23 protein-coding genes are annotated in these 26,031 nt (G+C 61.7%); 13 read left to right on the top strand and 10 right to left on the bottom strand.

Features of this window, described 5'->3' with window-relative positions; genetic code table 11:
* Positions 1 to 29 precede the first annotated feature (29 nt).
* Positions 30 to 809 (bottom strand): creatininase family protein, encoded by a 780-nt coding sequence (locus EFD56_RS13030; RefSeq protein ID WP_085743257.1) that lies wholly within the window; start codon positions 807 to 809, stop codon positions 30 to 32.
* 85 nt (positions 810 to 894) lie between these two features.
* On the opposite strand from EFD56_RS13030, the gene EFD56_RS13025 reads away from it, so the two are divergent.
* From EFD56_RS13025 to EFD56_RS13015, 3 genes are all read left to right on the top strand, one after another.
* Positions 895 to 1,407 (top strand): MarR family winged helix-turn-helix transcriptional regulator, encoded by a 513-nt coding sequence (locus EFD56_RS13025; RefSeq protein ID WP_041683777.1) that lies wholly within the window; start codon positions 895 to 897, stop codon positions 1,405 to 1,407.
* A gap of 118 nt (positions 1,408 to 1,525) precedes the next feature.
* Entirely contained in the window at positions 1,526 to 2,548 is a 1,023-nt protein-coding gene (locus EFD56_RS13020) for a LacI family DNA-binding transcriptional regulator (RefSeq protein WP_029532233.1), read from the top strand.
* Between the two features lie 27 nt (positions 2,549 to 2,575).
* Positions 2,576 to 3,532, top strand: coding sequence for a 2-hydroxyacid dehydrogenase (locus EFD56_RS13015; protein ID WP_126905465.1), 957 nt, complete (start codon positions 2,576 to 2,578; stop codon positions 3,530 to 3,532).
* Positions 3,533 to 3,569: 37 nt separating this feature from the next.
* On the opposite strand, the gene EFD56_RS13010 is transcribed toward EFD56_RS13015, so the two are convergent.
* A complete protein-coding gene (locus tag EFD56_RS13010) occupies positions 3,570 to 4,349 on the bottom strand; it encodes a gamma-glutamyl-gamma-aminobutyrate hydrolase family protein (protein WP_126905464.1) in 780 nt (259 codons plus the stop codon).
* Between EFD56_RS13010 and EFD56_RS13005 the strand changes: the two genes are divergently transcribed.
* Both EFD56_RS13005 and EFD56_RS13000 read left to right on the top strand, forming a co-directional pair.
* The gene (locus EFD56_RS13005) at positions 4,327 to 4,536 is read left to right on the top strand and encodes a hypothetical protein (RefSeq protein ID WP_037141367.1); all 210 of its coding nucleotides are present in this window, start codon (positions 4,327 to 4,329) and stop codon (positions 4,534 to 4,536) included. The genes EFD56_RS13010 and EFD56_RS13005 overlap by 23 nt on opposite strands.
* A gap of 104 nt (positions 4,537 to 4,640) precedes the next feature.
* Positions 4,641 to 5,747 (top strand): TRAP transporter substrate-binding protein, encoded by a 1,107-nt coding sequence (locus tag EFD56_RS13000; RefSeq protein ID WP_004668319.1) that lies wholly within the window; start codon positions 4,641 to 4,643, stop codon positions 5,745 to 5,747.
* Positions 5,748 to 5,834: 87 nt separating this feature from the next.
* Here EFD56_RS13000 and EFD56_RS12995 read toward each other — a convergent pair whose 3' ends face one another.
* On the bottom strand, positions 5,835 to 7,325 hold the full coding sequence (locus tag EFD56_RS12995) for a TRAP transporter large permease (protein ID WP_126905463.1): 1,491 nt from the start codon (positions 7,323 to 7,325) through the stop codon (positions 5,835 to 5,837).
* A gap of 21 nt (positions 7,326 to 7,346) precedes the next feature.
* Entirely contained in the window at positions 7,347 to 7,886 is a 540-nt protein-coding gene (locus EFD56_RS12990) for a TRAP transporter small permease subunit (protein WP_004668322.1), read from the bottom strand.
* A gap of 404 nt (positions 7,887 to 8,290) precedes the next feature.
* On the opposite strand from EFD56_RS12990, the gene EFD56_RS12985 reads away from it, so the two are divergent.
* The 6 genes from EFD56_RS12985 to EFD56_RS12960 all read left to right on the top strand — a co-directional run bounded on the left by EFD56_RS12985 (position 8,291) and on the right by EFD56_RS12960 (position 15,201).
* Complete coding sequence (locus EFD56_RS12985; protein ID WP_029532230.1) at positions 8,291 to 10,594, top strand: putative bifunctional diguanylate cyclase/phosphodiesterase; 2,304 nt, start codon at positions 8,291 to 8,293, stop codon at positions 10,592 to 10,594.
* A 143-nt stretch (positions 10,595 to 10,737) separates the two neighbouring features.
* A complete protein-coding gene (locus EFD56_RS12980; protein WP_126905462.1) occupies positions 10,738 to 11,490 on the top strand; it encodes an N-acyl amino acid synthase FeeM domain-containing protein in 753 nt (250 codons plus the stop codon).
* A 330-nt stretch (positions 11,491 to 11,820) separates the two neighbouring features.
* Positions 11,821 to 12,045 carry an aa3-type cytochrome c oxidase subunit IV gene (locus EFD56_RS12975; protein ID WP_004668331.1) on the top strand — a complete coding sequence of 75 codons (225 nt, stop codon included), beginning with the start codon at positions 11,821 to 11,823 and terminating at the stop codon, positions 12,043 to 12,045.
* 207 nt (positions 12,046 to 12,252) lie between these two features.
* Positions 12,253 to 13,401 carry a Re/Si-specific NAD(P)(+) transhydrogenase subunit alpha gene (locus EFD56_RS12970; protein WP_126905461.1) on the top strand — a complete coding sequence of 383 codons (1,149 nt, stop codon included), beginning with the start codon at positions 12,253 to 12,255 and terminating at the stop codon, positions 13,399 to 13,401.
* Complete coding sequence (locus EFD56_RS12965; RefSeq protein ID WP_126905460.1) at positions 13,401 to 13,799, top strand: proton-translocating transhydrogenase family protein; 399 nt, start codon at positions 13,401 to 13,403, stop codon at positions 13,797 to 13,799. Before EFD56_RS12970 ends, EFD56_RS12965 begins: the two co-directional genes overlap by 1 nt.
* Positions 13,800 to 13,806: 7 nt before the next feature.
* Entirely contained in the window at positions 13,807 to 15,201 is a 1,395-nt protein-coding gene (locus tag EFD56_RS12960; protein WP_012485239.1) for an NAD(P)(+) transhydrogenase (Re/Si-specific) subunit beta, read from the top strand.
* Between the two features lie 102 nt (positions 15,202 to 15,303).
* Here the strand turns inward: EFD56_RS12960 and EFD56_RS12955 are convergent, their stop codons facing one another.
* The 5 genes from EFD56_RS12955 to EFD56_RS12935 all read right to left on the bottom strand — a co-directional run bounded on the left by EFD56_RS12955 (position 15,304) and on the right by EFD56_RS12935 (position 20,991).
* Positions 15,304 to 15,786, bottom strand: coding sequence for a DUF992 domain-containing protein (locus EFD56_RS12955; protein WP_126905459.1), 483 nt, complete (start codon positions 15,784 to 15,786; stop codon positions 15,304 to 15,306).
* A 151-nt stretch (positions 15,787 to 15,937) separates the two neighbouring features.
* Positions 15,938 to 17,590 carry a sensor histidine kinase gene (locus tag EFD56_RS12950; protein WP_126905458.1) on the bottom strand — a complete coding sequence of 551 codons (1,653 nt, stop codon included), beginning with the start codon at positions 17,588 to 17,590 and terminating at the stop codon, positions 15,938 to 15,940.
* Between the two features lie 387 nt (positions 17,591 to 17,977).
* The gene (locus EFD56_RS12945; protein ID WP_010016973.1) at positions 17,978 to 18,844 is read right to left on the bottom strand and encodes a tetratricopeptide repeat protein; all 867 of its coding nucleotides are present in this window, start codon (positions 18,842 to 18,844) and stop codon (positions 17,978 to 17,980) included.
* Between the two features lie 134 nt (positions 18,845 to 18,978).
* Complete coding sequence (gene rpsU / locus EFD56_RS12940) at positions 18,979 to 19,191, bottom strand: 30S ribosomal protein S21 (protein WP_003585885.1); 213 nt, start codon at positions 19,189 to 19,191, stop codon at positions 18,979 to 18,981.
* A 156-nt stretch (positions 19,192 to 19,347) separates the two neighbouring features.
* Positions 19,348 to 20,991 carry an adenylate/guanylate cyclase domain-containing protein gene (locus EFD56_RS12935; RefSeq protein WP_126905457.1) on the bottom strand — a complete coding sequence of 548 codons (1,644 nt, stop codon included), beginning with the start codon at positions 20,989 to 20,991 and terminating at the stop codon, positions 19,348 to 19,350.
* 267 nt (positions 20,992 to 21,258) lie between these two features.
* Here EFD56_RS12935 and EFD56_RS12930 point away from each other — a divergent pair, with 267 nt between their 5' ends.
* Positions 21,259 to 23,427 (top strand): CHASE2 domain-containing protein, encoded by a 2,169-nt coding sequence (locus EFD56_RS12930; protein ID WP_126905514.1) that lies wholly within the window; start codon positions 21,259 to 21,261, stop codon positions 23,425 to 23,427.
* 6 nt (positions 23,428 to 23,433) lie between these two features.
* On the opposite strand, the gene EFD56_RS12925 is transcribed toward EFD56_RS12930, so the two are convergent.
* Positions 23,434 to 24,480: a FecR family protein gene (locus tag EFD56_RS12925; protein WP_037141848.1), complete on the bottom strand. Its 1,047-nt coding sequence runs from the start codon at positions 24,478 to 24,480 to the stop codon at positions 23,434 to 23,436.
* Between the two features lie 264 nt (positions 24,481 to 24,744).
* On the opposite strand from EFD56_RS12925, the gene EFD56_RS12920 reads away from it, so the two are divergent.
* A complete protein-coding gene (locus tag EFD56_RS12920) occupies positions 24,745 to 25,998 on the top strand; it encodes a sarcosine oxidase subunit beta family protein (RefSeq protein ID WP_097541797.1) in 1,254 nt (417 codons plus the stop codon).
* The last annotated feature ends 33 nt before the right edge of the window (positions 25,999 to 26,031 follow it).

Below are 26,031 nucleotides of genomic sequence, written 5' to 3'. Positions count from 1 at the left end.
TCACGTCATCTGCCGGTGTGGATCAGTCGTCACCGGAGTTCGCCAACGTCGAAGGCATCGACATCCTCGAGCAATTCCACCAGCCCCTTCACCGCATGGGCAATCAGCGCTTCGCCCTTTTCAGCCGTCGCGGCCGCGGCGTTGCCCGCCGCGCCTTGCGGGTTGAGATCCGACATCTTCCAGCCGAAAGCGTGCGGCCCGTAGGCGCGCAGATGTTTGAAGCGCCCGGCAAATTCGCTCTGCCGGGAGGGGAAGTCCGCCGCCTTCGCCATGTCGACCTTATCAGGATGAAGCGCCAGCATGACCGAGGTCTCGATATCGCCGCCGTGAATGCCGATCGCCTTTTCCTCCGGCCGGATCACACCGCCGGGCAGGCCGAAGCGGGTCCAGCTCGTCGCCACCGCCAGCATGGCAAAGCGAATCCGCGCCTCGGTCGCGACGATCGTCATCAGGGGCGAATTGCCGCCATGGGCGTTCAGCATCACCAATTTGCGGATTTTCTGCTCGGCCAGCCGCTCGGCAATGCCGAGCCAGCGGTTGACCGCTTCGTCGAAAGCGAGCGTCTTCGTTCCTTCAACATCCATGTGCTCTATCGAATAGCCGACCGATTCGGCGGGCAGAAAGGTGACCGGCAGGCCGGCGGGCAGGGCCGCCTTCAACCGTGCGGCGATGCCTTCGGCAATCAGCGTGTCGGTTTCGAAGGGCAGGTGAGGACCGTGCTGCTCGTGAGCACCCAGCGGCAGCACGGCGATCGGCGGGCGCGGGGCAGGGGCAGAGGCCGGGTGGCTATCGGGCGAAGGCGTCATCATCCGGTCGTTGCCTCTTGTTTATGACGAGATCCTGGGCAATGTCATATCGCAGCGGCGTCGGGGCTTAAAGATCAAAGGGATGGCTATGGGAAAGAAGCATAAGGACGGCAAGAAGAGCAAGTCCAAGAAGAAGGACCAGACGGAGTATACGCTCGTCGATCTCTCGCCGGCGCTGACCCAGGCGGCCCGTTCCATGCGTACGGTGCTCTCGCGCAACCTGTTCGAAAGCGGCCTCTATGCCGGCCAGGACGGCGTCATTCTCTCGCTCGCCGAGAGCGACGGCATGACGGCGGGCGGCCTTGCCCAGAAGCTCGGCGTCAAGGCGCCGACGATGACGCGCACGATCGGCCGCATGGAGGCGCAGGGCTTCCTCGAGCGCAAGCCCGACGCCGAAGATGCGCGCCTGACCAAGGTCTATCTCACGGCGCTCGGGCGTGACAGCGTGCGGGCGATCGAGATGGCGGCGTCGGCCTGCGACAGACTGGCGACGCTGGAATTTTCAGAAAAGGAAATCCGCAATCTCGTGCGGCTGCTGAAGGCTATCGACGCCAATCTGCAGGCCGAAGCGCTTCCTTTGGAAGAGCCGGACGAAGATTGAAATTTCGCTGAAAGACGAATTGCCTGCGCCTGTTAAATCTTTTAATTAAACATTTTAAGGGACCGCGCCGGTTTTCCGGTGCGGTCTGCTGTCTTGCGTGCTGCCTGGAGGAGGACACGTGGTCCAGAAGATCAAGCTTTCGACAATCGCCGAGACGCTCGGCATCTCAACGGCAACCGTATCGCTCGCCTTGCGCGATAGTCCGCTCGTCGCCGGCAATACGCGGGAGAAGATCAAGGAGCAGGCGCGCGCGCTCGGTTACATCTACAATCGCCGCGCGGCCAGCCTGCGCACCTCGCGCTCCGGCATCATCGGCGTCGTCGTGCACGACATCATGAATCCGTTCTACGGCGAAATCCTGAAGGCGATCGAAAGCGAACTCGATCGCAGCCGCCACACCTTCATCCTTTCCAACCATTACGACAATGTCGAAAAGCAGCGCACCTTCATTGAGACGCTGCTGCAGCTCGGCGGCGACGGCGTCATTATGTCGCCGGCGATCGGCACGCCGCCGGAGGATCTGCAGCTGGCGGAGGAAAATGGCATGCCGGCAATCCTTGTCGCCCGCTCGATGGACGGTCTGGAGCTGCCGACCTATCGCGGTGACGACAGCTACGGCATTTCGCTCGCCACCAACCACCTGATCGGTCTCGGTCACCGCTCGATCGCGATGATCGGCGGCACGGACCAGACCTCCACCGGCCGCGACCGCTACCAGGGTTATGTCAATGCGCTGCGCAAGGCCGGCATCGAAGTCGATCCGAACCTGCGCATTCCCGGGCCTCGCTCGAAGCAGGGCGGTTTCGAGGCCGCGGTGCATTTCCTCTCACTGCCACAGCAGCCGACGGCGGCCGTCTGCTGGAACGATCTCGTTGCAATCGGCCTGATGAATGGCATTGCTCGTGCCGGCCTGGTGCCGGGGCGCGACATTTCCGTCACCGGTTATGACGATCTCGAGGAAGCCTCGATTGCCACGCCGGCGCTGACAACCGTCTGGAACGGCCAGACCGAAGTCGGCCGCCTGGCTGCGCGCGCCCTTCTTGATCGTCTCGCCGGCAGCCACGAACCCGACGGCATGCATCTCATCAAGCCGGAAATGCGCATCCGCCAGTCGACCAGTCCCCATCGGCCCCGCGCCTGAACCAGACCCCGTCCAAGAGGAAAAGCCATGTCCCGCATCGCCATTCTCGTTCCTGGGAAGATACACGAGCGTGTTCTCGAGAGACTGAAGGATCGTTTTGAGATCATTGCCGTCGCCCGTGAGGAAAAGCTGGCGCTCGACGGCGAGATGGCCGGCCGCATCCGCGGCGTCGCCGTCTCCGGCGCCTGTCCCGGCAGCTGGATGGACCAGTTGCCCGGCGTCGAGGTGATCGCCAGTTTCGGCGTCGGTTATGACGGCATGGATGTCAAACGGGCGGCTGAAAAGGGCATCGTCGTCACCAATACGCCAGAAGTTTTGAATGACGAGGTTGCCGACACGGCGATTGGCCTGCTCCTGAACACGATCCGCGAATTGCCGCGGGCCGAAGCCTGGCTGCGTGCGGGTAACTGGAAGCCGGGCACAGCCTATCCGCTGTCGCGGTTTTCGCTCAAGGGCCGTCATGTCGGGCTCTACGGCCTCGGCCGCATCGGTCTCGAGATTGCCAAACGGCTGGAGCCGTTCAAGGTGAAGATCAGCTATCACACACGCTCGCGCCATGCCGATGCGCCCTATGATTATTACCCGACGTTGAAGGGACTGGCCGAGGCGGTGGACACATTGATCGCCATCGTTCCGAAGACGCCGCAGACGCATAAGACGATCGATGCCGATATCCTGGCCTCTCTCGGTTCGAACGGCATCCTCATCAATGTCGGCCGTGGCTGGACGGTGGATGAAGAGGCGCTGAGTGTGGCGCTTGCGTCAGGCGCGCTCGGTGCCGCCGGCCTCGACGTTTTCTATGACGAGCCGACCGTGCCGGCGACGCTCATGGAACCGGCCAATGCCGTGCTGCTGCCGCACGTCGCCTCGGCCTCCGTGCCCACACGCAACGCAATGGCCGATCTCGTCGCCGACAATCTGATCGCCTGGTTCGAGACAGGGGCGGCGCTGACGCCGGTGCCGGAGACGCCGCAAAAGGTTTAGAGATGGTTCAAGCCGGCACGCTTGACCGAGCCAGTGGTCAGCTGATCGCCTGCGCCGCGGTCACCGGCGGTTTGGCGGCGGCGTAATCGCGGACGGCGTCGCCGAAGGCGGAAAACAGCCGATTCGACGTCTTGTCGGTTTCGGCCCAATATTCCGGATGCCATTGCACGCCGACGGCGAAGGCCTTGGCATCGATGACGGAAACGGCCTCCACGGTGCCATCCTCGGCGGTGGCCTCCACCTGCAGGCGCGGCGCGGTTCTGGCGATCGCCTGACGATGCAGCGAGTTGACGCGGATATCGCCCGGGCCGAGGATGCCGGCAATGCAGGAACCTTCCTTGACGTGAACAGTCTGGCGGATGGCATACATGCCGTCACGGTCGACGCCTTCCGGCCGGCGATGATCCCAGATGCCGGGCTGCTCGTGGATCTCGCTTGCCAGCGAGCCGCCGAGCGCAACGTTCAGCTCTTGAATGCCGCGGCAGATGGCGAGCAGCGGGATGGCGCGATCGATGGCGCGGCGGATGAGCGGCAGGCTTGTCGCGTCGCGGGCGGGATCGAAGGGGCCGTCCTTGTCTTTTGCCTCGGCGCCGTAAAGCGAAGGATGCACATTGCTGGCCGAGCCCGAAACCAGCAGACCATCGACGCGGTCGAGGATTGCGTCGGTGTCGTAGCCCGCCTCGAAAGCCGGGATGAGAAAGGCCATGACGCCGGCCGCATTCAATGCGGCACTGAGATATTGGTGCTGCACGGCGTGCCAGGTCGCGCCGTCGTAGCTGCGGATATCGGCAGGAATGGCAACGATCGGTTTCGTCATGTTCGCCCCGGTGAAATCTTCTGCTTGTCGTTTCTGCCGCCAGAATGGCGGCGAAGTCAACGTTTGGCTGCGGCTGGCGGCCATTTTCCGCCAGGGCCTTGTCGCTGCTTCTGTCCTCGCAGCTAACCTGCTGATTTTGATGGGTGCGTGCGTGTTGCCTTATTGCCGTCTTGATGCCAAAGGCTAATGGACTAAAGCTTGAATCGCGGCCTTCGCCATGCTTAGCTCTGCCCTCGCTGCGGGTAGGGGTGAAGATCGGCCGCGCAGTGCCATCTATATGGGAGGTTTTTGATGGATCGTCGTTCGTTTTTCAAGAAGGCGGGAACCGCCGGGGCCGGCGCGGTCGCCGCAACGGCATTGGCAGCGCCTGCGATCGCGCAGGAGAATCCGAAGATCGCGTGGCGCATGACGTCGTCGTTTCCGAAGAGCTTGGATACGATTTATGGCGGTGCCGAAGACATCGCCAAGCATGTTGCCGCCGCAACCGACGGCAATTTCACCATCCAGCCTTTCGCGGCCGGTGAAGTCGTGCCGGGCCTGCAGGCCGTCGATGCCGTCGCCGCCGGGACGGTCGAGGCAGCCCACACCACCTCCTATTATTTCGTCGGCAAAGATCCGACCTACGCCATCGGAACGGCCATCCCCTTCGGCCTCAATAGCCGCCTGACAAATGCCTGGTTTTACGAGGGCAACGGCACCAAGCTGATGAACGAGTTTTATGCCACGCAAGGGATGTATGCTTTGCCGGCCGGCAATACCGGTGCCCAGATGGGCGGCTGGTTCCGCAAGGAAATCAACACGCTCGACGACCTCAAGGGCGTCAAGATGCGTATCGCCGGCCTTGCCGGTCGCGTCATGGAGAAGGTCGGCGTCATCCCGCAGCAGATCGCCGGCGGCGACATCTACCCGGCGCTCGAAAAGGGCACGATCGATGCGGCGGAATTCGTCGGTCCCTATGACGATCTGAAGCTCGGCTTCCACAAGGTGGCGAAATATTACTACTATCCGGGCTGGTGGGAAGGTGGCCCGACGGTGCATGCGTTCTTCAATCTGGATAAATGGAGCAACCTGCCGAAGCACTACCAGGCAGCGCTCACCGACGCCTGCGCCTTCGCCAACACCAACATGCTGGCGAAATACGACACGAAGAACCCGACCGCCCTGAAGCAGCTCGTCGCCGAAGGGGCGACACTGCGTCCGTTCAGCCAGGAAATCATGGAAGCCTGCTTCCAGGCGGCCATGGGCATCTACGGCGAAATCTCGGCCAACAACCAGTATTTCAAGAAGATCTACGACGACCAGACCGCTTTCAAGCGCGACGCCTATCTGTGGATGCAGCTTTCGGAATACACGTTTGATACGTTCATGATGATCCAGCAGCGGGCCGGCAAGCTCTAAGCGCTTCCATCGGCGCATCGAACGCATACGAAAAAACCCCGGATCGCCTGGTCCGGGGTTTTCTTTTGGCCTTGTTATCTGGGAAGGTTATTTCGCGGGTGGCGGCGGGGCTCCCGGCAAGCCGAGAGGCGGCAGGTTGAGGCCGGGGATCTGCGGCGCGCCATTGCCGCTGCCGCCCACCGGCGGCAGGCCGAGCTGGCCGCCGAAGCCCGGCACTTCGATCTTGATCGAGTTCGGGTCGACCTTCGGGCCATGGTCCAGCCAGTAGGTCACCGATTGCGGCCAGAAGATCACGATTGCCACCAAGATGATCTGCATGCCGACCCATGGCAGCGCGCCCATATAGATATCGGATGTCTTGACGTCCTTGCTGGCGATCGAGCGCAGATAGAAGAGCGCGAAGCCGAAGGGCGGATGCATGAAGCTCGTCTGCATGTTGACGCAGATCAGCACGCCGAACCAGATCAGATCGATGCCGAGACTGGAGGCGACCGGCGCCAGCATCGGGATCACGATGAAGGCGATCTCGAAGAAATCGAGAAAGAAGGCGAGCACGAAGATGAAGATGTTGACGAAGATCAGGAAGCCGACCGGGCCGCCTGGGATGCCCGAGAGCATGTGCTCGATCCAGCGCGAGCCGTCCATGCCCTGAAAGACCAGGCTGAAGCAGGTGGAGCCGATCAGGATCATCACCACCATCGAGGTGATGTGGGTGGTCGACGTCATCGCTTCGCGGATCAGCGGCCAAGTGAGGCGGCGATTCATCGCGGCGAGCAGCATGGCGCCGACGACGCCGAGCGCGCCGGCTTCCGTCGGCGTCGCAAGCCCCATGAAGATCGTGCCGAGTACGAGGAAGATCAGCACGATCGAGGGCACCATGCCCATCAGCACCTTCGCTAGCAGTGCCCAATTGAAATCGCCGCGCACCTCCTTCGGCAGCGGCGGCATCGATTTCGGTCGGATGATCGACATGACAAGGACGAAGAGCACGAAGATCGTCACCTGCAGGATCGAGGGGCCGATCGCGCCGAGATACATGTCGCCGACCGATCTGCCGAGCTGGTCGGCGAGGACGACGAGCACGAGCGAGGGCGGGATCACCTGGGTGATGGTGCCGGAGGCGGCGATGACGCCGGTGGCAAGGCGCGGGCTGTAACCGTAGCGCAACATGATCGGCAGCGAAATCACGCCCATGGTGATGACGGAGGCGGCCACCGTGCCGGTGATGGCGCCGAGCACGGCGCCGACCAGGATGACGGCATAGGCGAGGCCGCCGGGAATGCCGCCAAAGAGCTTGCCGGTGCCTTCGAGCAGATCCTCGGCAAGGCCGCAGCGTTCCAGCACCGCCCCCATGAAGGTGAAGAAGGGAATGGCGAGCAGGAGGTCGTTGGAGACGATGCCGAAAAAGCGCAGGGGCAGCGCCTGCAGAAAGGCTTCGCTGAAATGGCCGGTGGCGATGCCGATGATGCCGAAGAACAGGCCGACGGCGGCGAGCGAAAAGGCCACCGGAAAACCGTAAAGCATGAAAATGACCATGCCCAGGAACATGGCCGGCGGAATGATGCCGAAATCAAACAAATCCGTTCCTCCCCGGGGGCGCTATTGCAGCGGCTTTTCGTATGTCGTGTCGATGCTGATATGACCGGTGAGGGCAGCGATCCGCTTGATCAACTCGGAAAGGCCCTGGAGGGACAACAGTCCGAAACCGGCGACCAGGATCAGCTTGACGGGCCAGCGGATCAGTCCGCCGGCATTGCCCGATATTTCCCCCTGCCTGTAGGACAGTGCGAAGAAGGGCCAGCAGAGCCAGGTGAGGAAGATGCAGACGGGGATGAGGAACAGGATGAGACCGACGATATCGATCCAGATCTTCGCCTTGTCGGACACGGCGCCGTAGATCAGGTCGACGCGGACATGCTCATTGTTGCGCAGCGCGTGCGAGGCGCCGAGCATGACGACAAAGGCGAAAAGGTACCACTGAATTTCCAGCCAGCCATTCGAACTATAGTTGAAGGCATAGCGAACGATGGCATTTCCGGCGCTGATCAGGCAGCAGAACAGCACCATGTATTCGGAAAGTTTGCCCATGATCCGACTGAGCGAATCAATCAGCCGGCTTGCCGCCAGAAGTCCCGACATGCGTTTCCCTTGTTCTTGTCCTGCCGTTATTCGGCAGCTTTCCCTCTTTGGAATTCGGTGTAGACCACGACCTTTGAAATTGGAAGGATAAATGCCGCGCATAGGCGCATAGTCGTATAGCGCCGTCTCGTCATTTCCCGCGCGCGCTTCGGATTTTTCCGAAAACGATTCCGATTTTCGGGGCTGAGGCGCCACTTAAGATGGCCGGCCCGCACGGCCGGTAACCATTTTAACAACCCAGGCGTGGATGATTATTTCAACAACCTCGCGACAAGGCTGCAATATCACGCCAAGGCTGTGGTGTTCATCCTGGGGCTTTAGAAAATTTGACCAAATGTTTGATTCGATTGAAATCAATTTTTAAAGGGTTGCCACTAGAATTCCCGCGCACAGGGAAAGTGTGGATGAAGCCAGATAGCCCGAACAGGGTCCCTTTAGATGTGTATCTGTCGTTTGTGAGCTCCCTTTCCGGGAATCGCATGACGCTTCTTGTTGGCGTGATAGTACATATTGCGACGTGCCTTGCCGTGGCCGCCAAAACACAATCTTTCATCTATATTCCGCTGTCGATTGCCTTCCTTCTGGTTTTCACCGCCCGCATGGCCATCTTCCGGCAGTTCGATCGCGTCGACAAGGAGAGCTTGTCGCATGCCGGAATCGAGCGTTGGGAGCGGATCCTCGTTGCCAGCGGGGCCTGCACTACGGCCCTGCTTGGCTTTGCCAGCGGCTACGCCATCTTCGTCGTCCACGATTCCTTTGCTGAACTTGCCTGCATTTCCGTCACCATGGCGACGATGGTGTCCGTCGTCGGCCGCAACTACGGCTCGCGCTTCGCAGTCGACCTCCAGACGTTCTTCTGCTGCCTGCCGATGATCGTCTGCAGCCTGCTGGCGATGGATTTCTATCGCGGCGTGCTGTCGATCTTCCTCATCCCCTTCTGGCTGACGACGCGGGCGATGGCCAACGGCGTGCGCGAGTTTCTTTACGAGAATGTCATCGCGCGCCGGGAAATCACCATCATTGCCGACCGTTTCGATACAGCGCTCAACAACATGCCGCATGGTCTCGTCATGGTCGATGCCGAGAACCGCGTCCAGGTCATCAACCGCAAGGCGTGCGAGCTTCTGAAGATCGGGGCGCCTGAGCGGCTGAAGGACCGCGATCTCGGCGCGGTGCTGCGCTACGGCGCCCGCTACAGCTTCATGGATGCCTCGCAGCCGGAGCTCATCCTGCGCCAGCTCACCCAGGTCGCCGACGGCAACCTGTCGCGCACGCTCATTCATTTCCCTGAGGACCTGTCGCTCGAATTCTCCGCCAGCCGGAGGGCCGACGGCGGTGCCGTTCTGATCTTCGAGGACGTGTCGAGCCGGGTGAAGGCGGAGCAGAAGATCATGCATATGGTCCGCTTCGATGCGCTGACCGGCCTGCCGAACCGTGAATATTTCGGGCAGCTGGTACAGGAATATCTCGCCAGACATCCGCGCAAATCAGGACCGCTCGGCTTCATGGTCCTCGACATCGACGAGTTCAAACATGTCAACGACATGCGTGGTCACGTCACCGGCGACCATCTGCTTTGCGCCATCGCCGCCCGCATCAAGCAGGCTTGCGGCAATGCCATCCTCGGCCGCTTGATGGGCGATCAGTTCATCCTGTTCTTCCCGCATGCGAAGGAGCCCACATCGCTCGAGCTCTCGATTCGCCGGGTGCACGCTGCGATCCAGGGCCATTACGAGGTCGACGAGCTCACCTTCCTCGTTTCGCTCAGCGCCGGCTACGCGATCCTCGAAAGCTCGGCCTTTGCCATGGACGAGTGGAGCGTCAAGGCGGATCTCGCACTGTTCGAAAGCAAGTCCCGCCTCAAGGGTGGCATCTCAGGATTCGAGCGGGAGATGGACGGGCGCTATATCGAGCAGCAGAAGCTGAAGGCCGACTTGCGCGAAGCGGTTTCGGCGCAGGCGCTGCATCTCGTCTTCCAGCCGATGTTCCGGGCCGATGGCACACGGATAGAATGTGCCGAAGCGCTGGCGCGCTGGGTGCATCCGGAGAAGGGTTCGATCCCGCCCGACGTGTTCATCCGGCTTGCCGAAGAGATGGGCATTATCTCCGACATTACCCGTTTCGTCCTGTTCAAGGCTTGCAGCGAGTGCATGAACTGGCCGGACCATATCGCCGTTTCGGTCAATCTCTCGGCGCGCGACCTGCGCGATGCCGATATCCTTTCGGTGGTCGCCGATGCGCTCGTCCATTCCGGCCTCGACGCGGCGCGGCTGCATCTCGAAGTCACCGAAAGCTGCCTGATCGACGAGCCGCAGGCCGTGCGCGCCATCCTGGCGGAACTGAGGGCCCGCGGCATCACCATCGCCATCGACGATTTCGGCACCGGTTTCTCCAGCCTCAGCTACCTCGACACGCTGCCGCTCGATATCGTCAAGATCGACCGTTCCTTCGTGCGCAACATTGTCGAGGATACCCGCCGTCTCAAGCTGTTGCGCGGCACGGTCCATCTCGCCCGCGAGCTCGGCCTGAAGATCGTCATCGAGGGCGTCGAGACAGAGGAGCAGCTCGCGCTGCTCAACAAGCACCGCAGCACCGATCTCGTCCAGGGCTATGTTTTCTCTCAGCCGGTGCCTTCCCAGAACATCCCGCTGTTGCAGCAGGGCATCGGCCGCCGCCCCGTCCAGCGCCGGCGCAACAAGGTCGCCTGAGCGCGTCGCAGCGGCCGCCCTTTCTCCTGACAATACTCCCCGCCGTTAACCTTAATAGTTTATATACGGCCCGAATTATCGGATTTCCTTGCCTAAATTTCGCCGCCGTATGATTAATGATCCGTTAACGACGGATCGAGAGAATGTCAGACATACTTTTCACGCGTAGTGATTTCAGCAGTAAAATCCTGGAAATTTTGGACCATGTCGAATATCGCCGCGTTGAGAGCAGCGAAGACATGGAAGAGGTGGAACGCCTGCGCTACAAGGCCTACAAGGCCCACGGCGCGCTGTCGCTTGCCCCGGAAGGCCTATTGGACGAGGTCGATTTCGACAGCCATGCCTATATCTTCGGACTGTATTATTATGGTGAACTGATCAGTACGATCCGAATTCATTATGTGACACCGGAGCATCGTGTCAGCCGGTCGGGAGAGGCCTTTGCCGAGGCGATGGACGAGCTTCTGGACGCCGGGCTGACCTTGATCGACCCGGCGCGTTTCGCGGCTGATCCCGAACTCACCGCCAACATGCCATGGGTTCCCTATCTGACACTGAGACCTGCCATCGTCGCGGCTGCCTATTTTCGGGCGGACCGTGTTATTCAATCCGTCCGGCCGCCGCATGCCGCCTTCTACAAACGGGTTTTCTATGCCGATACGATTGTGCCCGGCCGGCTGGCGGAGAGTTACGGGGTTGATGTGACGCTGATGGCGACGAACGTGGTCGAGGTCGGGCGCAAGCTTCTGACGCGTTATCCCTTCTTCATCTCCAGCGCCAGCGAGCAGCGCATGATGTTTTCGCGCAATCCGAATGACACCCTGCCGCCGCTCACCATTATACCGACGGCGCGTTTCGTGCCGCAAGGCGAACTCGGCACCGACCTGCCGCTCTGATTGCTTCGAAGCCAGCATCCAAGTGAGAAGCGTGGGGCGACGGCGCTATCGCAGTCGTCGCCTTCATGCTTTTTTTTTGCCTGGAAACCGGTGGTTTTGCAGCGTAAAGCGCGTCGTATCAAATTTGATTGATGCGATGCGCCTCAGTCCTTTGTTGCCATGCATGTCGTGTTCCGGAGCCGCTGCACACATCCTGATGACATGGGTTGACTGCGGCATTCTCATGCATTGCGCTTTCGCCTGTCATTGTGTAATTCCTGCAGCAGGGATTTCCCTCGGCATAAGCGAGGGAATCAGGCAGCGCACAGGCATTTGAGGGAGACGATATTTATGGCCGAACATCATACCGGACCGGTCGAGACCGGCGCGCCGATGGATTACCGGGAACATGAAAAGACCTACGACATGTTCATCGCCGGCGCGAAATACGGCTCGATGCTTCTCATCGTCCTCCTGCTTGCCATGACTGCCGGTTTCTTCGGCGGCGCCGGCCTTCTCGGTGGCCTCTTCGTTTTCATCGTTCTTCTCGCTGCCGGCATCTTCCTGGTCCGCTGATCGCGGCAAGGGGAGGAGGGGGCATTTCCGCAGCTTTGTGACTGAAGCGGGTCGCGGTCTTTCAGATTCGCTGCTCGCGCTTCAGGACTTCATTTTTCTCGCGCGTCGTCATCGCAGAACCGCCGTACAGTTTTGCGCGACATGCTTAGGTGCTTGGCCTGCGCAGGTAAGCCTGCGGCGGTCTGGCTGACCCGGAGGAGGGGGCAGTTGGGCAATATCGTTTTCGTTGCAAGGGAAATTGCCGGCGGGGAGACGCGTGTCGCGGCCTCGGCCGAGACCGTGAAGAAAATGAAGAGTTTCGGCTTCGACGTCGTCGTCGAAGCCGATGCCGGGGCGGCGTCACGTATTCCTGATCGAGAGTTCGAGGCTGCCGGCGCCAGGATCGGCAGTTCGGCGGATGCCGCTTCGGCCGACGTCGTGCTCAAGGTGCGTCGTCCGAACGAACAGGAAATCTCATCCTATAAAAGCGGCGCCGTGGTGATCGCCATCATGGATCCCTACGGCAATGACGAGGCGATCGCGGCCCTCGCCGTTGCCGGGGTTTCGGCTTTCGCGATGGAACTGATGCCGCGCATAACCCGCGCCCAATCGATGGACGTGCTGTCGTCTCAGGCCAATCTCGCCGGTTACCAGGCCGTCATCGAAGCGGCGGCGGTTTATGACCGCGCCATGCCGATGATGATGACGGCGGCCGGTACCGTGCCGGCTGCCAAGGTCTTCGTCATGGGCGCCGGCGTCGCCGGTCTTCAGGCAATCGCCACCGCGCGGCGTCTGGGTGCTGCGGTCTCGGCCACCGACGTGCGACCGGCCGCCAAGGAACAGGTCGCCTCGCTCGGCGCGAAGTTCATCGCCGTCGAGGACGAGGAGTTCAAGGCGGCGGAAACGGCCGGCGGCTATGCCAAGGAAATGTCGGCCGATTATCAGGGCAAGCAGGCCGCGCTCGTGGCCGAACATATCACCAAGCAGGATATCGTCATCACCACGGCACTGATTCCCGGTCGCGCTGCGCCGCGTCTCGTTTCGCGCGCCATGCTCGCCTCGATGAAGCCGGGTGCGGTGGCCGTCGACCTTGCCGTCGAGCGCGGCGGCAACATCGAGGGCGTCGTTGCCGGTGAGATCGCCGATGTCGAAGGCGTGAGCGTCATCGGTTTTGCCAACATGCCGGGCCGGGTTGCGGCCAGCGCTTCGGCGCTCTACGCCAAGAACCTCGTCACCTTCCTCGAGACCATGGTCAACAAGGAAACCGGGAGCGTCGTCGTCAACCTCGACGACGAGCTGGTCAAGGCGACGATGCTGACCTATGCCGGCGACGTGGTTCATCCCGCCTTCGGCGGCGCGAAGAAGGGGGACAACTGATGGCCAGTGAAGCAATGGACAAAGCGCTGGAACAGCTCGACCAGGCGGTAACCGCCGTCGTCACGGCGGCGGCCCAGGCGCCGGAAGCGGCCAGTGCGGCGACCGGTGGGGCGATCGATCCCTTCGTCTTTCAATTCGCGATCTTCGTCTTGACGATCTTCGTCGGTTATTACGTCGTCTGGTCGGTGACGCCGGCGCTGCATACGCCGCTGATGGCGGTCACCAATGCGATCTCCTCCGTCATTGTCGTCGGCGCGCTTCTGGCGGTCGGCATTTCGACGAGCGGGCTTGCGACCGGCTTCGGCTTCGTCGCCCTCGTGCTGGTTTCGGTGAACATCTTCGGCGGCTTCCTCGTCACGCAGCGAATGCTTGCGATGTACCGCAAGAAGGACCGGTGAGGGACCGATGACCAATATTGCAGCCTTCCTCTACCTCGTCTCCGGTGTCCTGTTCATCCTGGCGCTGCGCGGCCTGTCGCATCCTGCCACCAGCCGCAAAGGCAATCTCTACGGCATGGTCGGCATGGCGATCGCCATTCTGACGACGCTCGTGCTGGCAACGCCCAATTTCGGCGGCTTCGTGCTGATCATCCTCGGCCTTGCCATCGGCGGTAGTGTCGGCGCCTATGTCGCCCGCACGATTGCCATGACCTCGATGCCGCAGCTGGTCGCCGGCTTCCATTCGCTGGTCGGCCTTGCCGCCGTCCTGGTCGCCGCCTCGGCGCTCTATACGCCGGCCTCGTTCGGCATCGGCGAAATCGGTCACATCCACACCGAGGCGCGCATCGAAATGGCGCTCGGCGTGGCGATCGGAGCGCTCACCTTCACCGGCTCGATCATCGCCTTCCTGAAGCTCGACGGACGCATGTCGGGCAAGCCGATCTTGCTGCCTTACCGGCATGTGATCAATGCGGCGCTGCTGGCGCTGATCATTCTCTTCATCATCGGGCTTGCCGCCACCGAAAGCCATTTCGATTTCTGGGCCGTCGTGGCGCTGTCGCTGGCACTCGGCGTTCTCCTGATCGTGCCGATCGGCGGCGCCGACATGCCCGTCGTCGTTTCAATGCTGAACTCCTATTCGGGATGGGCCGCGGCCGGCATCGGCTTCACGCTCGGCAACCTGGCGCTGATCGTCACCGGCGCGCTCGTCGGCTCCTCCGGCGCAATCCTCTCCTACATCATGTGCAAGGGCATGAACCGTTCCTTCGTCTCGGTCATCCTCGGCGGTTTCGGCGGCGAGACGGCCTCCGGCGGACCCGACACCACAGACCGGACGGTCAAGCTCGGCTCGGCCGAGGATGCGGCCTATCTGATGGCCAATGCGTCGAAGGTCATCATCGTGCCGGGATACGGCATGGCGGTGGCCCAGGCCCAGCATGCATTGCGTGAACTCGCCGACAATCTGAAGAAGAATGGCGTCGAGGTGAAATATGCCATTCATCCGGTCGCGGGCCGCATGCCCGGCCATATGAACGTGCTGCTCGCCGAAGCCAATGTTCCCTATGACGAAGTCTTCGAGCTGGAGGACATCAATTCGGAATTCGCCCAGGCCGATGTCGCCTATGTCATCGGCGCCAATGACGTCACCAATCCTGCCGCGCGCGACGACAAGACCTCGCCGATCTACGGCATGCCGATTCTGGACGTCGATCGGGCCAAAACCTGCCTGTTCGTCAAGCGCTCGCTCGGCTCCGGTTATGCCGGCATCGACAATACGCTATTCTACAAGGACGGCACGATGATGCTGCTCGGCGATGCGAAGAAAATGACCGAGGATATCAACAAGGCGATTTCGCATTGATCGAGTGAAATGCAGCCGCCCATCGGGCGGCTGTTTGATTCATCCTGTTCAGTCGATGTGATGCCGGCTCGGTCTCGCCTTGCCGCAAACAACGCTCCTTCGTCATATCTCGCCCGGTACGAGCGTCATCTTCTCGACCCCGATCGCCAGGTTCAGCCCTTCCTGAGCCTGCACGTTCAACGGCTGCAGCATGAAAGCCTTGTTGGTGCCGCCGGCGATAACCTTGGCGCCGGCGCCTGCACCGATGCTCGCATCCGCCCCGACGCCGTAATATTCGCCGGCCAGGGCGTATTGCGGCATATCCGTGCCGGTTTTCGCCAGCACCTGCCAGATCATCACGCTCTTGCCGGTCTGGCCGATATCGAGGCCGAACTTCTCGATCTTGCCGGCATAGACCGCCTTGGCGCCGCCGGATGCCGGCGTGTAGGTGCAGATCAGGTTCTTCTGCGACGTGATGATCAAACCCTGGCCGCCATCCGATCCGCAGACCAGACGGCCAAGCGTGACATAGTTTTCCGCGCCCGCCGGGCTTGCCCAGGCCGTGGCCGTCAGAGCCGCGGCCGCGATCATGGTTTGCTTGAACATGGTCCTTCTCCTTGGAAACGACCTGTTCGAAACGGGTGCAAGTGGCGATTGTTCCGGGAGACTGAAGCCCGCTGCATCAGACGTGATGCATGGGATGCGCTCCCGCGCTTTGATTTCCGGGGAAAGGCTCCGCCCCTTCGGGCGACATATGTCAGTCCCGCTCCAGCGTGGCGCGCTGTGCCGTCAACACCCATAACAGGCCTTCAGGCAGGAAATCGATCTCAACGGTGCCGCGGAAGGCAGCGGCGGCATGGGCTTTGATAACGGTCGTGCCGAAGCCCGTGCGTGACGGCTCTACCACCGGCGGGCCGCCACGCTCCTCCCAGGTGAAGCGGAGCAGGGCATCCGGCTCGTCTTCCTCCCTGACATCGCGCCATTCGAAGCGAACGCGGCCTTGCGGAACGGAAAGCGCGCCGTATTTCACCGAATTGGTGGCCAGCTCGTGCAGCGCCAGACCCAGATTCTGCACCGCATCCGGCTTCAGGACGAAATCCTCACCTGCGATTTCGATCTGTTCGCGCGATTGCGGGAAGGCCTGCAGATGGATATCGACGACTCGCCGGAGTGACACGCCTCCCCATTGCTCGCTGGTCAGGAGCTCGATCGAACGCCCCAGCCCGTCGAGTCGGTCGGCGACAGCGGCCTGGAAGGTCTCGACGCTATCGGCCTGCTTGGCGAGCTGGCGCATCATTGCCTGGGCGAGCGTCAGAAGATTCTTCGTGCGGTGGACGAGCTCGTGCATGACGAAACGCAGCCGGTCCTCGGTCTGGCTGCGGTCGAAGGACGCATTCGACAGGGCGATCGCCACCTGGTTCGCCTCGATGACGCTGGTCTCGACCGGCGAAACGATGTGGCCGTCGCCCATACGCTTTGCCATGTCGGCAATATCGCGGATGGTGGTGCGCACCTGCCTTGCGACGGCATAGGCAGCGAGCACTGCGACCAGCACAAGCGCCACGCCACCGATGATCAGGAAGCGCCAGGTGCTGAGGATCGAAGCCTGCGCCACCGGCCCCCAGATCACGGTTTTCCATGACCAGCCGGGAATTTGGGCATAACCGAGGAGCATGTGGGGCAGGATCGTCTTATCTTCGAAGACCCCTCGGGCGAAACTAAGCGCCGGCAGGATACGCGGATCGAATGGTGTGCCGGGTTCCAGCGCTGCTGGGCCGGCGGCAACGACCACGTGACCGCTTTGATCGATGACGGCGGCCGACCAGCCGGGAGCAAGGCCCTGAGTCGTCACGAGCTTGCCGAGATCTCCCGCATCCTGCGTGATGATGAGGGCGGCGACCGGATCATCCGCCCGCGGGAGGGTGACGTTATAGACCCAATCGCCGCTGGTTTTGCCGCGAAAAACATCCGAAGCCTCGATGCGGCCGGATTTCATGGCGGCATCCAGCGCAGCGATGTTTGCCATCTGTCCCAGCGGGGTCCCGAAAGGCCGGCGTGTATTCAGCAGTTGGTGACCGGTGCGATCGACGGCGAGGACGTAAAGCGAATTGTTGCGCAGCGCTGTTTCCGTGCGCTCGTGGAAGGAAGCGAGGTCGCCGTTTTCAAGCTCCGGCGAGCTCGACAACAGCCGCAGCGTCGTCGCCATGTCCTGAAGCTGGCGGTCGATGATGCGCGAAAGGGCAAGCGCGTCCTGCGCCGTCTCGCGCTTCAATGTCGAACGCTGGTTGTCCTCCAGCTGCAACAGAAGCAGCGCCACGAAGGCGAAAATCGGCAGCGCGATCGCCACCGCCATGGCGACGAGATAGGTGCCGATCGAAGCCTTTGGGAAGAACAGCGCAACGATCTTCATTGAACGCGCCACGTCGCCAGTACCATCGGACAATCCAGCGAGGCCGATCGAGCGAAGGATAAAATCACAGGGCGGAAAAGGTAGCCGCATCCCTGGCGTCGCTCGGACGAAGCGCGGCACCGGTGCGGGCGCTGCCCGCGATAGTTTTCGCTCGCGGTCAGGAAGGCAAAGATCCGCATTTCTCGCAAAACGCCCTCAACACGTTTTTCCAACGCCCGATAGCGGGCTATCGAAGCAGCGACATGTTAGGGGGAGCATGAGCCGGTTGCAACATCGTATGACATGCCAGCGATGATGACGGGTGTTTTTCCGCCTCTCTTTTCAAGGCGATGCGGCCGCCTTCATGACAAGCTTCCCTGTCATCGGCGGCCGCGCCCATGCGCATCTTTAACCGGCTGAGGCGCCAACCCGGGCGAGGCCATCGCGGGCCGGCTGGTATTTCGGATCAAGCCCGACGGCATGGCGATAGGAGCGGGCAGCCTTCGCCTTATCGCCGCGGCGTTCGTAGACGAGCGCCTGGTTGGCCCAGGATTCGGCGATGTTGCCGTTGAGCTCGATTGCATGGTTGAAATCGGCAAAGGCGTTATCGTCGTCATTCAGTGCGATGTAGGAAATGCCTCGGCCGTTATAGGGCTCGGGCGAATTCGGTGCGAGCGAGATCGCTTTCGAGAAATCGTCGATCGCCTTGTCCTGCTGATTGCGCTTCTGATAGATCAAGCCGCGATTGTGATAGGCGCGGCCGTCGGTGGTGCCGAGCTGGATCGCCCGGTCGAAATCGTTGAAGGCCTGATCGTCCTGGCCGGCCATGCGATAGACATTGCCGCGGCCGATATAGGCGACGTCATAGCTCGGATTGATCTGCAGTGCGGCGTTATAATCGGCGATCGCCTGGGCCTGCTGACCCATGTTGCGATAGACGAGGGCGCGGTTGGCATAGGCCTGGAAGAAGCGCGGATTGATCTGCAGGGCCGTATTGAAATCGTTCAGCGCCTGGCGGAACTGGCCGCCGCGGCCGTAGGCGGAGCCGCGGACATTATATCCTTCGGGATCCTTGGGGTTGGCGTTGATAACCGCCGTCAGTGACGCAATATTCTCTTCCGACCCTTGAGCCTTGTCGATGCGGATCACGGCGTCCGTGGTATTGGTCGTTTCGCAACCGGCAAGGCCGAGCATGGCGGCCAGCGCCATAGCGGGCAGCAATGCGGTTTTCTGCAGGCGCCATGCGCGGGACGGATTGAAGGTGGTAACAGCCATTCGGGCTCGCTTTCCCCATGCGGCATATCCGAGACCGGAATATGCGATCTTCAGCGGCAAACTAAAAAGGCGGCGGCGAACCAATCGCCCCCGCCACAATGCATCTGAAAACGTCGAAAAAACGACGGCAACGCTTAGCGTGCGACCAGGCCTTCGCGCTGGGCGCGCTTGCGGGCCAGCTTGCGAACGCGGCGAACAGCCTCGGCCTTTTCGCGCGCACGCTTCTGCGACGGCTTCTCGTAGTAGTCGCGCATCTTCATTTCGCGGAAAATGCCTTCGCGCTGCATCTTCTTCTTGAGAGCGCGGAGAGCCTGATCGACATTGTTATCGCGGACAAGTACCTGCACGAGAATCACGTTCCTTTGGTTTGGTTGATGCCTGAGGCGGCGCAGCGCCAGGGGCAAAAAAATAACGTTCGCGCGGCCGCAGCCTTGCGATTGGTGATGCGGGATAGCAGATCGAGTAGGGGAAGTCCAGACGGATATGGGAGGCGGGCGGAAAAATCACACCTGGCCGGCATCCTGTCTCGATCGCGCCGACTCCGGCAAGGCGTCATCCAGAGCTGCGATCGCCTCCTTGAGCGCCGTCCTGACCCGCAGGCGGTCGGCAGGCTCCACCCGGCTCATATCCAGATGCAGGTCGAGGCCGGAGAGGTGTTCGCTCAGAACGCGGCTCTTATGGTCGGCACCGAGCGTCAGCCCGTCCACGGCATAGGGCACGATCTCGCGCTGTATGCCTTTCATCGTGATCGGCGGCAGCGGATGCGCGGCGACGATTTCGTTCACCAGCGCATAGGTCTCGTAGCTGATGACGATCTCTCCGCCCTGGGCGATTGATTGCAGGCGGGCGGCGAGATTGGCTTCGGCGCCGATGATCGTATAGTCCATGCGGTCGCTGCTGCCGAAATTGCCGACGTTGCAATAGCCGCTGTTGATTCCCATGCGCACGACAAAAGGCTCTTCGGTGCCGTTTCTGCGCCATCTGTCCTTGAGTTCGCCGAGGCGGCGCTGCATGTCGACGGCCATGCGCAGGCAGGCCTTCGCATCCTCCTCAGGCCCCTTCGTTTCCGGATCGCCGAAGAAAACCAGCATGGCGTCGCCGATGAACTTGTCGACCGTGCCGCCGTGGGCGAGCGCAATGTTCGACATTTCGGTCAGATATTCGTTGAGCATCTCCGTCAGCGCTTCCGGCTGCAGCCGCTCGGTGGTCGCGGTGAAATCCTTGATGTCGGAGAAGAAGATCGTCAGGCGCTTGCGCTCGGTATGGACGACCACGTCCTTCTGCCCGCTGAAAATGCTCTTGTAGATCTGCGGCGAGAGGTAGCGTGAAATCTTAAGGGAAACGCCGGCGAGGAATTCATTGGCCGCTTCCAAATCCCGGTTGGCGTTATGGATCGCGCGCGCCTGCTGCCGCTGCAGCAGAATGAAACTGAGGCCGATGATGGCGACAAACAGAAAATAGCAGAGCAGGTATTTGAAGGCGAAGACGTTGCTGGCATAGGGCTGCCGGATGATCACTTCCTGGATGCCGCGCACATCGCCCACCTTCCAATCGGTCTTCGGGCTTTCCGGGTGGCTATTGTGGCAGGCAACGCAGGCCTGCCCCATGACGACGGGGGTGATGAACCGCAGGGTATCGGTCAATCCCACACGCGTGAGATCGTTCAGCGTCTGTTGCGGATTGGCGCGCAGCGCCGTAAGCGCTCGTTTCTCGAAGTCGTCGAGTTCGTGGGATGCGCGGCTCTTGAACGGCAGGTCGGAGACGAAACGATAGGTGATATTGGCCTGCTGTTCCTTGATGACGTCGCCGAGCTCGAGCGAAAGTGTCGCCGGCAGCGGGATGGCGCCTGGAATATTGGCGTAGTTGTGGGAGACGACCGTGCCGGCGGTCGCCCCGCTGGCATGCGCGGCCAGAACGCGTCCGACAACGTTCGCCGAATAATAGGAGCGAATGCTCGATATCAGCGAACTCATGTCACGCGCCTGCCGCCGCAAGGTATTTCCCGAGAGATCGCTGATGTCGAGCCAGACGGCAAGCGGTAGCCCGGCCAGCATTGCCAGCACGACGGCGATCAGCCAGTAGCCGCTTCGGCGCGCGGCGGATTCGGAAATCACGGCGACCCTTCCCCTTCTCTCGAAAAAAAGCATGCGATTTTAAATCGGTAAAAGAACATTTCGCCGGGCGCCCGGCAAGGTCGAAGCCTTGTCATCCCGGTAAAAGCCCCGCCAAAATCACGGCCGCGGGCTGATTGAAGGCGCTCCTTATCGGCTGAGTGGAAAGACGAAGGGCAGGAGGTCGAAAACGGAGCGTCCTGGACGCGTCCGTGAATGGCATTCGGGCCGAAAGCGGCGTAGCCTGTCTGCCGGCAGACGCAGGCCGCTTCGTCGGCCGCGGGAGGGACAGCCGGTGAGATGATGACGCGCGCGCAGCAAATCGGTGTGGTTATCGGCCTGGCGATCGTGGCGGCGCTGACGATGCTGCGGGCGGACGATCCCGGGATTTTCAAGCTGATCCGCGGGGTGACCTTCGACGAATATCAGCGGCTGGTCCCGAGAAGCTTCGAACCGATGCCGGTCCGCGTGGTCGACATCGACGAGGCTTCGCTGCGCGAATTCGGCCAGTGGCCGTGGCCGCGGGACAGGCTGGCCCTGCTGGTGGACAGGCTCTCGCAAATGGGGGCCGCCGCCATCGCCTTCGATGTTCTTTTCGCCGAGCCGGACAGGCTGTCGCCGCGCAATGTCGTTCGCGAGGTCGCCGGGGTCGATCCGGTGCTGGCTGAGAAATTGCCTGACAACGACGAGATATTCGCCGGTTCGATTGCCGGCAAACCCGTCGTGCTCGGCTTCGGCTTGTCCAACGAAGGCGGATACCGGCCGCCCGTCAAGGCCGGCTTCGCCTTCACCGGAGAAAGCCCGGTCTCGGCTCCGCCGTTTCTCAGCGCTTCGACGCCGCTCAGGCCGCAACTGGAGGCCAATGCAGCAGGGCTTGGCCATATCAGCCTCAATCCCGGCAATCCCTCGCCTGTGGTTCGTGCAGTTCCGCTGTTCCTGACCGATGGCGAGCAACTCTATCCGAATCTGGCGATCGAGGCGCTGCGGGTCGCCCAAGGGGTCTCGACCTATGTGCTGTCGGGCGCGCCCGACCGCGCCGGCGTGATGACATCGGCAAAGATCGGCGACTTCGTCGTGCCGCTGACGGCGGCTGGCGAACTCTGGCTCTATGTCACGCCCGACCGGGCCGAGCGATATATATCTGCCCGCCAGGTGCTCGCCGGTGCAGGTGTCAGCCCCGACGTCGCGGCCGCCGTCAACGGCAGCATCATTTTCGTCGGGACTTCGGCCGCCGGCCTGCAGGATATTCGCGTCACTGCGCTCGGCGAGAATGTCCCCGGCGTTTCGCTGCATGCGCAGGCCGTCGAGCAGATTCTCTCCGGCCAGTTCCTGTCGCGGCCCGATTGGGCGGACGGGCTGGAAATCCTTGTCATCGCGGTGCTCGGATTTCTGCTCGTCGTGGTGACGACCTTCGTCAGTCCCGCCGTTGCTCTGATCTGCGGTCTGCTGATCACGGCAATGGCGCTGGTGGCGTCCTGGTTGTCGTTTCTCTATGGGGGCCTTCTCTTCGATCCGCTGGCTCCGATCATCAGCGGATCGATCACCCATTTTGCCGCGACCTCGTTCAGGATCCTGGTGATCGACCGGGAGCGGCGCGCGGTGCGACGCGCCTTCGGGCACTATCTGTCGCCGTCGCTGCTCCATCGCATCGAGCATACCCGCGATGCATTGCGGCTCGGCGGCGACGACCGCGAACTGACCGTCATGTTCGTCGATGTCAGGAACTTCACCGAGATCAGCGAGCGACTGGCGCCGGCCGAGGTCGTCAGGTTCCTGAACACGCTGCTCGATGCGCTGAGCCGCCATGTGGTGGCCAATGAAGGCACGCTCGACAAATTCATCGGCGATTCGATCATGGCGTTCTGGAATGCGCCCATCGATGTGACCGATCATGCGACAAAGGCGGTTCGCGCCGCACTTGCCATGCGCGAAACGCTGGCCGAATTGAATGCCGGCGACGCTTTCGGTTTTGGGCTCGGGCAACAGGTCGGCATCGGCATCGGCATCCATACCGGCCTTGCCTGCGTCGGCAATATGGGTGCCAAAACGCGCTTCAACTATTCGGCGGTCGGCGATGCCGTCAATGTCGCGGCGCGCATCGAATCCTGCTGCAAGGAGGTCGGCTTCGATATTCTGATATCCGACAGCACGGCAAAGCTGGTGCAGACCATGGCGCTGGTCGAGGCTGGCGCCATCCCGCTCAAGGGCAAGAGCAGCCGAACGAAGATCCTCGCGGTGGTCGGCAATGAGCGCGTCGCGGCATCCCGGGAATTTGCCGCACTCGATATCGTTCACCGGCAGCTGATCCAGGCTTTGCATTCGCATTCGAGGAACACGCGCAAGCTTGTCGGGACCGCGAAACTCGGAGCGGCGCAGGTGATCGGCGGCTTGACGGAGTTTTACCAGCGGATTTCTGCCAGGACCGACCACTTCCGGGACATGTCCGAGGACATCGAGAAGACGGCTGATTGAGGGGTCTCAGCGGCTGCGATTGAAATTCCAGCTTCTGTCGTGGTTGCGATCCCAGTCGTGACGGCGATGATCCCTGTTGTCGTCCCCATCATCCCCATGATGCTCGCCGTGGTCGTCATGGCGCTCGTGGCGGCCCGGCTTGTCATGCTCATCATGGTCGTCGGGTTTATCCGGCCTATCATGATGCGGCCTATCGTAATGCGGCCTGTCGTGATGCGGCTTGTCGTGATGGTGCTCATGATGCGGCTTGTCGTGATGCGGTGTGTCGGGCTTGTTCGGCCGTTCTTTCTGCGGCTCGACAGGTGTTTGCGGCGGATCCTGGCGTTGCGGCGCGGGCGTGGCTGCCGGCGGCGGCGGGCTCCGATCGCTTCTTTCCGGCAGCAGCGAGGCCATTCCGCAGCCGCCCAGCATGCCGAGGCCGCCGGAAAGCCGTTGATTGCCGGAAAGGAAGGGCAGGGCACGCTGGTTCCCAAGTCTGCCAAGAACGTTGCGATCGACCCGGCCGGCTGCCGTCATATCGCCATTCGGTTTGGCGACAACGCAATCGCAGCGTTGCTGCAGCTGGCGACAGCCACCGGGGCCGCAGAAGTTGGCCGCGCCGTTCAAGAGGACGACGGCGGTGGTGCCGTCGGGACCGACATAGAAATCGAATGCGGTGCCGCGCACGCCGATCGTGCCGGCCGGCGTCAGGATTTGATAGGCCGAAGATTTCGAGTTGCCGCTGACCCAGCGGAAGGTCCCCTTGGCCGCCCTGATGGTGAGTTTCCTGACCGATTGGGAATCATCGAAGACATATTTGTCGATAACGACGGAGGAACCCCAGCCGACTGCGAGCTTTGTGCCGTCACGAAACACAAACTGGCCGAGCCCGGATTGCGACGTCCTGATGCGTTCGTCGCGGTGCACGCTGGTATTGACCTCAATCGGTCCGGCCTGTCCGGTGACTTCGGTCTTGATGAGGACAGCCTGGCCGACCGGCTCGGCGGCGAGCGCCACCTGGGCGCTGCAAAACGCGATGAAAAGCGCGTGGAAGAATGAACGCCGACCCCACATCATGCAAGAACCCCGGCAATGGGGCGAGAATTAACATTTTAGTAACTGCTTGTCTTCTCGCCCTCTTGGGTGAGGGCTAATGCCACCTCGGTGCACGGCATTCGCTGCGGCGTCGGAGGCAGAGAAACAGGGCGCTTTTCGACATCATGTCGCTCAGTGTCAAAACCAAAGCTCTCGCGCGTCGCAAAAGAGCCGTTGTGCCGCATTTGGATTTGCGATTTGTATGGGCACGGAGAATAGCCTGCCCGAAGGAGAAGAAGGCGGATGCGGAAATATTCGGTTTTTGCCGTGGCGCGAGAGGCCCTGCGCGGTCATCGGGGTTGGGAGAAGCAGTGGACGTCGCCGGAACCGCGCGCCGAATACGACGTCGTCATCATCGGCGCCGGCGGACACGGCCTGGGCGCCGCCTATTATCTCGCCAAGGAGCATGGCATCACCAATGTGGCGGTGATCGAGAAGGGCTGGCTCGGCGGCGGCAATACCGGGCGAAACACCACCATCATCCGCTCGAACTATCTCTATGAAGAGAGCATGCACATTTACGAGCATTCGATGAAGCTCTGGGAGGGGCTATCGCAGGAGCTCAATTACAATGTGATGTATTCGCCGCGCGGCGTGATGATGCTCTCGCACAATATTCACGACCAGCAGTCCTTCAAGCGGCATATCCACGCCAACCGGCTCTACGGCATCGACAATGAATGGCTGACGCCGGAACAGGCGAAGGCCTATTGCCCGCCGCTCGATATCTCCGCCAGCGCGCGCTACCCGATCAACGGTGCGGCGCTCCAGCGGCGCGGCGGCACGGCGCGGCATGATGCAGTCGCCTGGGGTTATGCCCGCGCAGCATCGGACCGCGGTGTCCATATCATCCAGAATTGCGAAGTGACCGGCATCCGGCGTGCGCCCGATGGACGCGTGACCGGTGTGGAGACTACGCGCGGGTTCATCGGCGCCAGAAAGGTCGGCGTGTCGGCGGCCGGCCACACGACGACGATCATGAAAATGGCCGATGTGCGGGTGCCGCTGCAGTCGAGCCCGCTGCAGGCGCTGGTGTCCGAGCCGCTGAAGCCGATCTTCCCATGCGTCGTCATGTCAAACACGGTTCATGCCTATATCTCCCAGTCCGACAAAGGAGAACTCGTCATCGGCGCCGGCACCGACCAATACAATTCCTACTCACAGACCGGCGGGCTGCAGATCATCACCCACACGCTCGATGCCATCTGCGAGCTCTTCCCGATGTTCCGGCGCGTCAAGATGATGCGCCAATGGGGCGGCATCGTCGACAACACGCCGGATCGTTCGGCGATCCAGTCGAAGACGCCGGTTCCCGGGCTTTACGTCAATTGCGGCTGGGGCACCGGCGGCTTCAAGGCGACGCCGGGCTCGGCCAATCTCTTCGCCCATCTTATCGCCCGCGACGAACCGCACAAGTTCAGCGCCGGCCTAACGCTGGAGCGTTTCCGCAGCGGCCGGCTGATCGACGAGGCTGCTGCGGCGGCGGTGGCGCACTGACGATGGGTGCTTTCGTGCTAACGCTCGCTCCTT

This window comes from Rhizobium phaseoli (genome assembly GCF_003985125.1).
GTDB lineage: Bacteria > Pseudomonadota > Alphaproteobacteria > Rhizobiales > Rhizobiaceae > Rhizobium > Rhizobium phaseoli.
This window is presented reverse-complemented; position numbering and strand designations above follow the sequence as displayed.